This window comes from Caballeronia temeraria, from assembly GCF_001544795.2.
Classification (GTDB): Bacteria; Pseudomonadota; Gammaproteobacteria; order Burkholderiales; family Burkholderiaceae; genus Caballeronia; species Caballeronia temeraria.
The window spans coordinates 58,106-70,974 of record NZ_FCOI02000032.1 but is presented as its reverse complement, the minus strand read 5'-3'; the positions used below and the strand labels follow the sequence as shown (position 1 = coordinate 70,974).

The 12,869-nt window shown below is 64.9% G+C and carries 12 protein-coding genes; 2 read left to right on the top strand and 10 right to left on the bottom strand.

Going from position 1 to position 12,869, the window contains the following annotated elements:
- Positions 1-4 precede the first annotated feature (4 nt).
- The 9 genes from AWB76_RS31535 to AWB76_RS31495 form a co-directional block, all read right to left on the bottom strand.
- Complete coding sequence (locus tag AWB76_RS31535; protein ID WP_061164030.1) at positions 5-811, bottom strand: SDR family oxidoreductase; 807 nt, start codon at positions 809-811, stop codon at positions 5-7.
- Positions 812-837: 26 nt separating this feature from the next.
- Positions 838-1,491: a GntR family transcriptional regulator gene (locus tag AWB76_RS31530; protein ID WP_061164029.1), complete on the bottom strand. Its 654-nt coding sequence runs from the start codon at positions 1,489-1,491 to the stop codon at positions 838-840.
- Positions 1,492-1,689: 198 nt separating this feature from the next.
- A complete protein-coding gene (locus AWB76_RS31525) occupies positions 1,690-2,718 on the bottom strand; it encodes a glycosyltransferase family 2 protein (protein ID WP_061164028.1) in 1,029 nt (342 codons plus the stop codon).
- Between the two features lie 129 nt (positions 2,719-2,847).
- Positions 2,848-4,767, bottom strand: coding sequence for a hybrid sensor histidine kinase/response regulator (locus tag AWB76_RS31520; RefSeq protein ID WP_061164027.1), 1,920 nt, complete (start codon positions 4,765-4,767; stop codon positions 2,848-2,850).
- Positions 4,764-6,488 carry an ATP-binding response regulator gene (locus AWB76_RS31515; RefSeq protein WP_061164026.1) on the bottom strand — a complete coding sequence of 575 codons (1,725 nt, stop codon included), beginning with the start codon at positions 6,486-6,488 and terminating at the stop codon, positions 4,764-4,766. The genes AWB76_RS31520 and AWB76_RS31515 overlap by 4 nt, the downstream gene beginning before the upstream one ends.
- On the bottom strand, positions 6,485-7,549 hold the full coding sequence (locus tag AWB76_RS31510; RefSeq protein WP_061164025.1) for an ATP-binding SpoIIE family protein phosphatase: 1,065 nt from the start codon (positions 7,547-7,549) through the stop codon (positions 6,485-6,487). The genes AWB76_RS31515 and AWB76_RS31510 overlap by 4 nt, the downstream gene beginning before the upstream one ends.
- Positions 7,534-7,974, bottom strand: a complete 441-nt coding sequence (locus AWB76_RS31505; RefSeq protein WP_061164024.1) for an anti-sigma regulatory factor — start codon at positions 7,972-7,974, stop codon at positions 7,534-7,536. Before AWB76_RS31505 ends, AWB76_RS31510 begins: the two co-directional genes overlap by 16 nt.
- Before the next feature lie 21 nt (positions 7,975-7,995).
- Positions 7,996-8,355 carry an STAS domain-containing protein gene (locus AWB76_RS31500; protein WP_061164023.1) on the bottom strand — a complete coding sequence of 120 codons (360 nt, stop codon included), beginning with the start codon at positions 8,353-8,355 and terminating at the stop codon, positions 7,996-7,998.
- A gap of 62 nt (positions 8,356-8,417) precedes the next feature.
- Complete coding sequence (locus AWB76_RS31495) at positions 8,418-9,335, bottom strand: STAS domain-containing protein (RefSeq protein ID WP_061164022.1); 918 nt, start codon at positions 9,333-9,335, stop codon at positions 8,418-8,420.
- Between the two features lie 375 nt (positions 9,336-9,710).
- On the opposite strand from AWB76_RS31495, the gene AWB76_RS31490 reads away from it, so the two are divergent.
- The gene (locus AWB76_RS31490) at positions 9,711-11,081 is read left to right on the top strand and encodes a nucleobase:cation symporter-2 family protein (protein WP_061164021.1); all 1,371 of its coding nucleotides are present in this window, start codon (positions 9,711-9,713) and stop codon (positions 11,079-11,081) included.
- A gap of 72 nt (positions 11,082-11,153) precedes the next feature.
- Positions 11,154-11,978, top strand: a complete 825-nt coding sequence (locus AWB76_RS31485) for an alpha/beta hydrolase (RefSeq protein WP_061164020.1) — start codon at positions 11,154-11,156, stop codon at positions 11,976-11,978.
- On the opposite strand, the gene AWB76_RS31480 is transcribed toward AWB76_RS31485, so the two are convergent.
- On the bottom strand, positions 11,975-12,787 hold the full coding sequence (locus AWB76_RS31480; RefSeq protein WP_061164043.1) for an exodeoxyribonuclease III: 813 nt from the start codon (positions 12,785-12,787) through the stop codon (positions 11,975-11,977). The two genes, AWB76_RS31485 and AWB76_RS31480, sit on opposite strands and share 4 nt — an antisense overlap.
- Positions 12,788-12,869 lie beyond the last annotated feature (82 nt).

Genomic DNA, 12,869 nt, shown 5'->3' with positions numbered 1-12,869 from the left:
TGTTTTAAAGGACTTCGACGTTGCCGCAGACTGAGATCGCCTGCCCCGAGATACCGCTGCCCGCGGGCGAGCACAGAAAGAGCGCGGTGGCGGCGACTTCCTCGGGCGTCGTCATGCGGCGCAGCGAAATCTTCGCGAGATATTGCTTCTCCATCTCCTCGTACGAGAGGTTCAGTTGCTTCGCGCGCGCCGAGATCACGCGCTCGATGCGCGGCCCTTTCACGATGCCCGGCTGTATCGCGTTGACGCGAATGTTCGACGGTCCCAGCTCGATCGCGAGGCTCTTCGTCATGCCGACGACGGCCCACTTGGTCGCGGCATAGGGCGTGCGAAACGCGTAGCCGAGCCGCCCCGCCACCGACGAGAGCGCGATGATCGTCCCGCCGTCATGCGCATGACGCAGAAGCGGCACCGCGCGGCGCGCGAAGTAGAACTGCGCGTTCAGATTGACGTCGACGGTCTGTTCCCATTCGTTCGCATCCAGCTCGTCGATGCCGCCCGTCGGCCCCGCGATGCCCGCGTTGTTCACGAGCACATCGAGTCCGCCGAGTTCGCGCTCCACATCGACGAATACGCGCTCGACGGCGTCCTTGTCCGCGACATCCGCAAGCGTCGATGTGATCGCATTGCACTCCGCGCTCGCTTCGGCTTTTGCCAATGCCTCGATGGCATCGGGGCTCGCGTCGCACACATGCACGCGCGCGCCTGCATCGATGAACGCGCGCGCGATCACGAGCCCGATGCCCGATGCGCCGCCCGTGATGAGCACGCGCAATCCCGCGTGCGGTTTCAGCATCTGAAGAACCGTCATGCCTGTCTCCGTTGTTGTTATGCGTGTCAGGCGCTTGCCTGGCTGTTCAGTTCACCGCTTTGCAATCGCTCCTGCAGATCGGCGGCCGCATCGCCGATATCCTCCTCGATACCGGCGCGCGCGCCTTCGCCGTCGCCGCGCCAGAGCGCTTCGACGATATGACGATGCGCCGCCATCGAACGGCGCATATGCGGAATGTCGGGCGCCACGAGATTCAGGAAAGGACCGATGCGCATCCAGAGGTTCTGGATCGTCGCGAGCGTGAGATCGCTCGCGCCGTGCGTGTAGATGGCGATGTGGAATTCGAAGTTGCTGCGCAGATACGCGGGCACGTCGCCGGCTTCGACATGCGCGTTCATCGTGTCGAAAATGGCCTGCAGTGCGTCGAGATGCGCGCGCGTCATGCGCGATGCCGCGCGCTTCGCGACCGCGCCTTCGAGTGCGATGCGCACGTCGCGCAATTCGTCGAGCAGTTCGAGCGTCATCGGCGGGACCATCAGCGCGCGGCCGGGACCGTCGATCAATGCGCCTTCGGCCTGCAAGCGCGTGAGCGCAGCCCGCACCGGCATGGTCGAAGAGCCGACCGCTTCCGCGACGCTGCGCAGACTCAGCAACTGTCCGGGCGCGAAGCGGCCCGTCATGATCGCCTGCCTGAGCTGCGCGTATACGCGGCCGGCCATGGTTTCGCGTGCCACCAGTTCGAGCGCGGGTAAGTCCGCTGTCGAGCGTATCGCCAACTGTTGCCTCCGTTCTTTCGTTCGGCTGCTGCGGTGCTTTCGTTTGGTGTGACCTGTGATCACACTTGCATGGCTAAAGTGTCGGACGCACGACCGCGTGCGTCAACCTCGATTTGCTAGGTGAAAACGCGGAGCGGCGATTCAGACCGCTTCGGTCGTGTCGACGGGCAAAAGGCTGGCTTGATCAAGAGCGGCGCCGATGGCCGGAGAGGCCAGCACGCGGATGACCTGGAGATGGGACGCATCGAGCGCGCCCCGAAACAATTCGGCCACTTCGGCCAGGCGCCTGACGACAAAATCACGGACGACGGATGTGTCTTGCCCGAAATCGCGTGCCTCGGCCGCAACGAGTCTGTCGACCGCGCGCACCACTGCCAGAAACCCGTCGGTGTCGACGTCGAGCGCGAACCACATGGCCACGACGAGATCGATGTCGTGCGGATCGAGGCTCGGGTACCAGATGGCCAGCAGGCGTTTGCGGAAGACTTCCAGCGCGGGACGCGCAACGTCTATCCGGGTGCTGGTGAAGTTCGTCTCATGCGTTCGGTGCTCGACGAGGACTTCGTCGACATTGTCGATCTCGCCGCCGGCCACCATGATCTCGACGAGATAGTCCAGGTCTTCCGCGCTCGCCGTCTGGTCGTCGAACCGGATGTGATGCTCCCGGACGAACGAACGCCGCACCATGAGCGTGCCGCCGCTGATGGTGTTGAAGCCTTCGAAAAGGCGAGCCTTGAGAGCGCCGTCGCCCCGCGTGCAATAGGCGTAACGATCGTCCGGGAGGTTCTCGCCGAACACGCGCGCGTGGGCGCCGGCAGCCGCGAGGCGTTCCGATTCGCGGAAAGCGGCGACCTGAGCGGCGAGCCTCGTAGGAAGAGCCCGGTCGTCGGAGTCGATGCGCGCGATGAACTCGCCGCGCGCCGCGTCGAAACCCGCATTCGAAGCGGCACTGATGCCCTCGTTCTGCTCGAGGCGTATGAGGCGCACACGATGGTCGTCGCCGGCTGCCTGCTGCGCGGTCTCGAAGGTCTGGTCGGTCGAGCCGTCGTCCACGACGATGAGCTCCCAGTCTTCGAGGGTTTGACTGCGAATCGAAGCGATCGCTTCGCCGATAAAGGCCTGCGCGTTGTACGCGGGCATGACGACAGTGACGAGGGGTGAGGAAGACACGGGAAATCGGGTTCCGTTCTGATTGGTCCCGGCGGAGTGTGCCCCAATCTGAGTGCGATGGGTCGTTTCCCCCAAATATTTCAGATTTTGACGAATACAAACGCGCAACGATGACGCGCGTCATTTCACTCAGACGAACTTTCCCGATACCGCCCGCTGAATCTCCTCGAACGCCACCGGCTTCACGAGATGATGATCGAAGCCCGCTTCCTTCGAACGCTGGCGATCATGCGCCTGCCCGTAGCCCGTCACCGCGATCAACAAGGCATCGGCAGTCGCCGGGCGCGCGCGCATCTCGCTGGCGAGCCGGTAACCGTCCATGCCCGGCAAGCCGATATCGAGCAGCACGATCTGCGGCAAGAACGACTCGGAGAGCACGAGCGCTTCGGCCGCATCGTGAGCGGTGCGCACATCGTAGCCGTCCGCTTCGAGCAGAAGCGCCATCGCGGTGGCCGCGTCGACGCTGTCATCGACGAGCAGCACGCGTTTGCCCGCGCTCACGTTCGCGGGCGTGTGCGGGGCGCCCTGCGCGGCCACCTGCGCGTCCTGTGCGAGCGGCAGCCATACGACGAACTCGCTGCCCGCCTGCGGTCCCGCGGAAAATGCTTCGATGCGTCCGCCCTGCAATTCGACGAGCGTCTTCGCCAGCGGCAAGCCGATGCCGAGCCCGCCCTCCGACCGTTCGAGCGACGTCTCCGACTGCACGAAGAGATCGAAGATATGCGGCAGCATGTCCGGCGCGATGCCGATGCCGTTGTCGCGCACGACGATGCGCACTTCGTCGCCGAACTGTTCCGTCTCGACGGCGATCTCGCCCTCTTCGATACTGTACTTCGACGCATTCGACAGCAGATTGCCGAACACCTGCGCGAGCCGCACGCTGTCGCCGACGATATACAGCGGCGCATCCGGCAGCTTCACCGTCAACACATGGCGCTTTCTATCGAGCGCGGGCTGCACGGTTTCGATGGCCGCCGCCATCGCCGCCGCGAGATCGACCGTTTCCTGACGCAGCGTGATCTTGCCCTGCGTGATGCGCGCGACATCGAGCAGATCGTCGACGAGGCGGCTCAGATGCCGCACCTGCCTGTCGATGATCGCGCGCACCGTCCCGAAGTGCTGTACGGACGGCTCCCGGTCGGGATCGAGCAGATCCACCGCATTGCGGATCGGCGCGAGCGGATTGCGCAATTCATGCGCGAGCATCGCGAGAAATTCGTCCTTGCGGCGATCCGCTTCGCGCAACAGCAACTCGGCGGCCTTGCGCTCGGAAATGTCGTTGACGATGCCCGCGATACGATACGGCCGCGCCGGATGCCCCGCCGCGCCGCGCACCGGAAACGCGCGCTCGGCGACCCAGCGCGGCCCGCCGCTCGCGCGCACGATGCGATATTCGACCTGATACGGCGTGCCGTTCGCGAGCAGTTGCCGGTACGCCTCGGCGACATGCGCGCGATCGAGCGGGAGAATATCGCCGGACCAGTGATCGGGTCCGGGCACGGGCGCGGGCGCGCCGCCGCCCGTATCGAAGAGATGCGTATAAGCGGGACTGACGTAGAGCAGTTCGCCGGATGCGGGATCGAGCATCCAGAACACGTCGTCGATATTTTCGGCGAGCTGGCGAAAGCGCTCTTCGCTCTCGCGCAGCGCATTTTCCGCGAGCCGCACGCGCAGCAACGCACGCACGTGCGCGATCAGCTCCGCGGGTTCCACCGGCTCGGTCAGATAGCTGTCCGCGCCGCCTTCGAGACCGCGAATGCGATCGAGGCTGTGCACGGCCGCCGCCGATGTCTGCAGCACCAGCGTGCCCGATGTCTCCGGCGACGCCTTGATGAGCCGGCACACTTCGAGCCCGTTGATATCGGGCAGCTTGACGTCGAGCAGCACGAGATCGGGCGCTTCGGCGCGCACGCGTTCGAGCGCGGCCGTGCCCGTCGGCGCTTCGATCACGTTGAAGCCCGCGCGCGACAGGATGCGCGTTTTCGCATAGCGCGCGCCGTCGTTGTCGTCGACGTTGAGGATCAGCACCTCGTTCCAGTCGCTTCTCATGATGGTCGTCCCTTGCCGGTCATCGCATCGAGCACGCCCGGCAGCGCGCCTCCGCCCACCGGTTTTCCGATGAACGCGGCCGCGCCCAACGCCTGCGCTTCGTTGCGATCCTCGTCCTCGCCGAGCACGACGATCGGAATGCTGCGCGTCGCGGCCTGCGCGCGTAGCGCGGCGAGCCAGATCCACGCTTCCGACGGCGCGGGCCGCACCGCAAGCAGCAACGCTGCGGGCTGCGTGCGCGCGAGCAGACGCCCGGCTTCGTCGAGCGTCGCGGCGCTCATCGCGCGATATGGCGAATCACGCAGCGCCGCCTCGCAGTCGAGCCGCTCGATCGGATTGCTCGCGACGATGAGCACGGCGGGCCGCGTATCGCTCGCGGCGTGATGCGCGGCGCCGAAATCCGCGCCGTAATGCGCGGGAATCGTCGCGCTGAAGGTCGAGCCGCGTCCGGGCTCGCTCGTCAGCGATACGTCGCCGCCGAGCAGCTTGCAGAGCTTGCGGCATAGCGGCAGACCGAGGCCCGTGCCCTTCACGTATTGCTGAAGCCGGTTCTCGACTTGCCCGAACTCCTCGAACACGACCTGCTGATGTTCGGGCGCAATGCCGATGCCCGTATCGCTTACGGAAAACGTGATGAGCCGGCGCACGTCGTCGTAGCTCGCCGCGACGCGCACTTCGCCGCGTTCGGTGAACTTGAGCGCGTTCGACACGAAGTTGCGCAGCACCTGCGCGACCTTGGCTTCATCGGTATGGATGGGCGGCAGGCCTTCGCACGATTCGAACAGCAGCTCCACCGCGCCGCCCGGCGACAGCGGCCGCAACATGCCGCGCAGCGCTGAAAACAAGGTATCGACTTCGAATTCGGCGGGGCGCACTTCGATCTTGCCCGCTTCGATCTTCGCGAGATCGAGCAGGTCGTCGACCGTTTCCGACAGATCTTCCGCCGCCTTGCGGATGAAGCGCACCTGCTTTTCCTGCTCCTCCGTGAGCTCGCCGTCGATGCGATCGAGCAGGAGCTTCGAGAGCGCGCGGATCGACGACAGCGGCGTGCGGAACTCGTGGCTCATGTTCGACAGAAAGCGCGACTTCGATTCGTCCGCGCGACGCAGATGATCCGCGCGCGCGTCGAGTTCCGCGTAGAGCGCGACGACGCCGCGATTGGTGTCCTCGAGTTCGCGCGTGAGACGCGTGAGTTCTTCCTGACGCTCGCGAAGATCCGCGAGCGCGGCGATCAGCTCGCGGTTCTGGCGCTGAAGTTCCGCCGCCGTGTCCTCGCCCGAGGGCCGCGAGAGCGCGTCCTTCGCCGCCTGGACGTTGGGCGGCGCGCCATCGGGCAAGGTCTTCGCGAGCGAGATCGACGTGACGCCGTCCGCTTCGTCGGCGATCGCGCATTGATCCATCAGACGCTGCGCCGCGAGCAGGCCGAGCGCGGCTTGCGAGTCGTCGTTGCGCATCGCGCGCAGCCGTTCGCCCGCGCCGGCGCCCGCCAGAAAGCGCACGACGAAACGCGGCGGCCGCGCGGCGTGATCGACGAGAAATTCCGCGCGCGCCGCCTGACCCGCGATCAGCACGGTGCGCGCGGCTTCGAGCACGGACGTGGAGATGCGCGTCTGGTCCTGCGGCGAGAAGCCGAGCGCCGCGCTCGCATCGCGCGCCTTCACGCGCGCCGCAACGATATCGCGCTCGTGATCGATGCGCATCACGAAGAGCGGCGTCATCATGCGCTGGCCGCCGCGCGGGCGACGAACACGGTGACGTCGTCGCGTCCGCGCGCGAAGTCGCGATACAGCACCGCCGCGACGAGCGCCGGATGCCGCATGGCGAGGCCCGGATAGCGCGCGAGATCCCAGCGCGACGTGAGCCCGTCCGAATGCAGCACGACGAGCGCGTTGGGCGGATACGGCACGTCGAAGATCTGCGCGCGCCGCGCCGCATGCCCGACGATGCCGCTGTGCGACACCAGATGCTTGTGCGTGTCCTCGGTCCACACGCTCGCGGCGATATTGCCGATGCCCGCGAAGCTCACCGGCATGCCCGGCAGCGACGCGAACGCCGGCATGCGCGCGATGCCGACCGCGGCGCCGCGCGTCGGGCGCAGCGCATCGTTGGCGACCTCCATGATGCGATCGAGCGCCTGATCGCCGTGCGCCGCGAGCAGTTTCGCCGCCTCGATCGCCGCGACATTGGCGAGCGGACCGTGACCGAGACCATCGGCGACGAGCACGGTGAATTCGCCGTCATGCGTGTGAACGGACCAGGCATCGCCGCAGACGGTTTCGGTTTGCAGCGGCAGGTTCACGACACCGTAAGTCAGTTGCGGCGCGGGCGCGCTGGCCGCACCCGGCGCATTCCAGAACACGGCGCGCAGCACCGTGCCGCGTTGCGGGGCGCTCCAGATGTCGAGCTCGTCGGAGAGACGCTCGATCGCGCCCATGCCGTTGCCGGGACTGCCCGCCGTCGTGTAGCCATCTTCGAAGCAGCGATGCAGATCGTGGATGCCCGGCCCGTTGTCGATGCACAGCACTTCGATGCCGTAGCGCAGCGGCGCGTTGCCGCTTCCATCGACGAGCGCACGCACGAGCAGCTCGCCGCGCTGCGCATGCTTCAGCAGATTCGTGGCGCATTCGGTGACGACGATCGCGAGTTCGCCCGCGGCCGTCTCGTTGAAACCGAGCCCGCGCGCGAGTTCGCCGATCGAACGCCGCGCATAGGCGATCTGGCTCGCCTCGGCGATTTCATAACGCTGCTGCGCGGCCATCGATTCCTTCAGAACGGTTTCCATTTTGTGATCGAAACGTGCGTGCCTTCGCCGGGCGCCGAGCGGATTTCGAATTCGTCGCACAGGCGTTTCGCGCCGCCGAGACCGAGCCCGAGACCGCTGCCCGACGTGAAGCCGTCGGAAAGCGCGCGCGCGATGTCCGGTATGCCCGGTCCGTTGTCGACGAATTCGAGTTTGAGGCCGCGCCGGCCATTGCGTTCGACGAGGTAGCAATGCGCATCGCCGCCGCCGCCATAGATGAGCGTATTGCGTGCCAGCTCGCTCGCCGCCGTCACGAACTTCGTCTGGTCGATGAGAGACAGGCCCTGCGCGACCGCTCTCTCGCGCACGAACTGGCGCAGCCGCACGATCTGCTCGTCGGAGCGGATCGGCAGCGTGTCGGGCGGCGACGTGGACATCGGCGCGGCTGTGGAATTGAAGATCGTCATGGCGTCGTTCGCATACGGCCGTCAGGCCATGCCGCTCCTCGAGAGGAGCGCCATGCCTTTCTCCACGTTGAGCGCGGTGCGCACGCCCGAGAGCGTGAGGCCGAGTTCGACCAGCGTGATCGCGACCGAAGGCTGCATGCCGACGACGACCGTCTCCGCGTCGAGCACGCGCGCCATCGCGGCCGTATTGCCGATCATGCGTCCGATGAACGAATCGACCACGTCGAGCGAGGAAATGTCGATCAGCACGCCGCGCGCGCCGTCCTTCACGATGCGGCTCGTCAGATCGTCCTGCAGCGTGAGCGCGAGCCGGTCGTGCATGTCGACCTGAATGGTGACGAGCAGGAGCTTGCCCATCGTGAGAATCGGAATGCGTTCCATCGCTTGAAACCCCGTTCAGTCGCGTTGCGTTCGATGCGCGCTGTGAATGGCGCGATGCGCTGTCATTCCGCTTGCAGCGAATCGAAGCCGTCGCTCGCGCGGCCGCCGCGCGACGCATCCTGCGCGAACGCCGCCGTCACCGACTTGCCCGTGCGCTGCAGCGCGACGACGAACGCCGATGCGAGCGTCGCCTTGGTCGTGACGTTCGAGAGGTTCACGCCGAGATGCACGATGGTCTGCGCGATCTGCGGACGAATGCCGCTGATGATGCAATCCGCGCCCATCAGACGCGCCGCGGCAACCGTCTTCAGCAGGTGTTGTGCGACGAGCGTATCGACGGTCGGCACGCCGGTGATGTCGATGATCGAAATGGCCGCGCCCGTCTCGACGATCTTCTGCAGCAGGTTTTCCATCACGACCTGCGTGCGCGCGGAATCGAGCGTGCCGATGAGCGGCAGCGCGAGAATGCCGTCCCACAACTGCACGACGGGCGTCGACAGTTCGAGCAGTTCCTGCTGCTGGCGCACGATGACCTGCTCGCGGCTCGCCTGGAACACTTCCGTCGTGAAGAGGCCGAGTTCGTCGAAGAGCGTGCTGATCGTCCAGGTGAGATCGGCGAGCGTGGCGGCGTCGTCGACGAGCGTCTCGCGCAGGCGCGCGAAGAGCGGCTGCTTGAGCGAGAACACGAACATCGCGGTTTCGACGGGCGTGAAACCCTGACGCGCGCGCTGCGACGACATTTCCGCGAGAAAAGCGCGCACTTCCTGCCAGGCGAGCGCCTTGAAATCGACGCGCTCGGACGAGCCGAGCGCCGCCACCAGAAGCGAGACGAACTGCGCGAACTGATTGCGCAATTCCGCTTCACCGACGAGCCCGCGCCGCGCCGCGATGGCGTGCTGCTGCGCGAACCACTCCGCGAGCAATTGCTCCTGATTGCTGGTGAACAGTTGGGCTAGCCGCATTCCGCCGACCATTTCCATGCCGAGATCCCCGTGCGAATGATGTTTTTGGGCGCCGAGCCCGAAAGCTGGTTTGTTGCATTGCCGCGAAGGCTATCGAAATAAAGCCACGCAAAGCGCTCGGAATGTAGCACGTCATCCCAAAAATCGACAGTGTGGGAAGCCTTGTAGCGCAAGGGTTTGCGGGAATAATTCGCGTTGCGGCGATTGGGCCCGCATGAATCGGCAAATGCTGCCGCTCGTTCGCTTGCGGGTAGACAAACACCGGTCAAAAGTCCTCGCGACCGACGCGCGCTTTGCGATCCCGCGTATAGCGGCTCGATTATTTTTTTGGGTGCCGGGCGGTGCAATACTCGGGCGACCGATTCGAACCCCAATCGATCCGCCGGAGCGCCTATGGACCACACGATTCATCCCGTCGACGAAGTGCTCCCGATCGGTCAGATGCTCGCGGTCGGCATCCAGCACGTGCTCGTGATGTACGCGGGTGCGATTGCCGTGCCGCTCATCATCGGCGCGGCGTTGAAGCTGCCGAAGGAACAGATCGCGTTTCTGATCAGCTCGGACCTCTTCGCGTGCGGGCTCGTCACGCTGGTGCAGTGCATCGGCGTATGGAAGTTCGGCATCCGGCTGCCGGTGATCATGGGCGTGAGCTTCGCGCCTGTCGGACCGATGGTCGCGATGGCGTCATCCGGCGCGGGCCTGACGGCGATTTTCGGCGCGACGATCGCGGCGGGCGTGTTCGCGATTCTGATCGCACCGTTTTTCGGGCGGCTAATGCGTTTCTTTCCGCCGATCGTCACGGGCACGATCATTCTCACGATCGGCATGACGCTCTTTCCGGTCGCGATCAACTGGGCGGGCGGCGGACGCGGCGCCGCGAATTTCGGCGAGCCGCGCAATCTGATGATCGCGGCCATCGTGCTGTTCGCGATTCTGCTCATCAATAAATATTTGCGGGGCTTCATCGCGAATATTTCCGTGTTGCTCGGCATGGCGATCGGCTTCGTGGTCGCGTTGCCGCTCGGCTTCGTCGACTTCGCGGGCGTCGGTCAGGCCGCGTGGTTCGCGCCGGTGCGGCCGTTCGCGTTCGGCATGCCGACTTTCGATATCGCGGCGATCGCGTCGCTGTGTCTCGTGATGGTCGTCATCATGGTGGAATCGCTCGGCATGTTCCTCGCGCTCGGCGATCTCGCGATGCGTCCCGTCTCACGTCACGATGCGACGCGCGGCCTGCGCACCGATGGTCTGGGCACGGTGATCGGCGGTATCTTCAATACGTTTCCGCATTCGTCGTTTTCGCAGAACATCGGGCTCGTGGGGATTACGGGCGTAAAAAGCCGCTGGGTGGTCGCGGTATCGGGCGTGATCCTGATTCTGCTCGGGCTGCTGCCGAAGCTTTCGAATCTGATTGCATCGATACCCGTGGTCGTGCTCGGCGGCGCGGGCATCGCGATGTTCGGCATGGTCGCGGCGACCGGCGTGAAGATTCTCAGCAAGGTCGATTTCGACAGCAAGAACAACTTGCTCATCATCGCGATCAGTCTGGGCGTGGGCGTGATTCCGCTTGCCGCGCCGACATTCTTTGCGCATATGCCGGCATGGGCGGGGCCGCTGACGCATAGCGGGATCACGCTGGCGGCGGTGTTTGCGATTCTGCTTAACGCGCTTTTTAATCGCGGGCGGGATGCGGAGGTCGTCGAGAAGGAAATCGCGGCGGAAATGCCGTTGAGCTTGCGGCAGGGGGATGTGGATGTGCAGGAGTGAGGGAGGTGGCGCACGAATCCAACATCCCAAACCCACTACCATACGAGGAACGCCGCCCCGCCGCCGACACCCATGCGCGAAGTCCTCTGGATCGCCGTCCTTGCAGTAGCGCTGATCTACTCGATCGCGCTTGCCGGCCTGTACTGGCTGCAAGGAAGGCTCGTCTATCCACTGGAGCAGATCGAAGCCTTCAAGAACGCCGAGCTGGAACAACGCACCGAAGCAGTCATCATACGAACCGCCGACGGCCTCGATCTGACCATGCGCTACAAAGCGCCGCCCGATGGAACCGCGCCGACAGTCATCCTCTTTCACGGTAACGGCGAAGACCTCGCCCAACGCGGCCATATCGCGCTGGAGATGATCGAAGCGGGCTATGGCGTGCTGCTCGCCGAATATCGCGGCTACGGCGGCAATCCCGGCAAACCGCACGAAGCCGGCCTCTATGCCGATGCGCGCGCCGCCTACGCGTACGCATCGGCGCGATCATCGAATATCGTGCTGCATGGCTATTCGCTCGGCACCGGCGTCGCGGTGCAGCTTGCCAGGGAAGCGACAATCAGCGCGCTGATGCTCGAAGCACCGTTCACGAGCATCGTCGATGTCGCAGCGCAACGCTTCTGGCTCTTTCCCGTGCGGCTTCTCGCGCGCGATCGCTACGAAAGCCTCGCGAAAATCGCATCGATCGATGCGCCCTTGCTGATCTACGGCGGCACTCGAGACGGCGTGATACCGCCCGCGCACTTTCAGCGTCTCTTCGACGCCGCGCGCGGCGACAAGCATCTCGCGCTCATCGAAGATGCCGATCATCTCAATGTCTGGACCATGGGCGGCCGCGAACACGCAATGCAATTCCTCGCCTCGCTGCAACCGGCGCGCGACACGCTGCAAGCCTAAGCCGCCTTCCTGCGCGTGCGCCCGAGCTTCAGCGTAACCCACGTCGGCGCGTGATCGCTCGCATGCGCTTCGCCGCGCACCCACTTATCGACGCCCGCTGTTTCCAGCTTCTTCGCGAGATCCTTGCTCAGCAAAATATGATCGATGCGCAGGCCCGAATTCGTCTGCCAGTGATTGCGAAAGTAATCCCAGAACGTGTAGATGCGCTCATCGGGAAACATCTTGCGCAACGCATCCGTCCAGCCTTGCGCGAGCAGATCCGCATAAGCTGCGCGGCTCTCGGGCTGCAGCAGCGCATCCTTGAGCCATGAGCGCGTGTTGTAGATATCGTCGTCGGTAGGCACGACGTTGTAGTCGCCGGCGAGCACGACAGGATGCCCGCTATCGAACAAGGCCTTCGCGTGCGCATTGAAACGCGCGAACCAGTCGAGCTTGTAATCGAACTTCGGACCGGGCTGCGGATTGCCGTTCGGCAGATACAGACAGCCGATCACCAGGCCGCCCACGGCCGCCTCGATGTAACGGCTATGCGTGTCGCCCTCGAAACCGGGAAGTCCGCGCCGGCTCAATACCGGCTCCGCGTCCTTCGCGAGAATCGCCACGCCGTTCCACGATTGCTGTCCATGCCATAGCGCGCCGTAGCCCGCATTCGCGATTGCATCGGCGGGAAACTGCGCGTCGGTCGCTTTCAGTTCCTGCAGACAGACGATATCGGGCGATTCGCGTTCGAGCCATGTCAGCAAGGCGTCGAGCCGCGGACGGATGCCGTTGATGTTGAAGGTCGCGATTTTCACTCGGCGTCGCTCCATCGGTGGGTCGGAATCGATCGTACACGCGTCGCAGTTTGCGTGCCGCATCGTGCGCGAGCGCATCGGCGCAAAATCTGCGAAA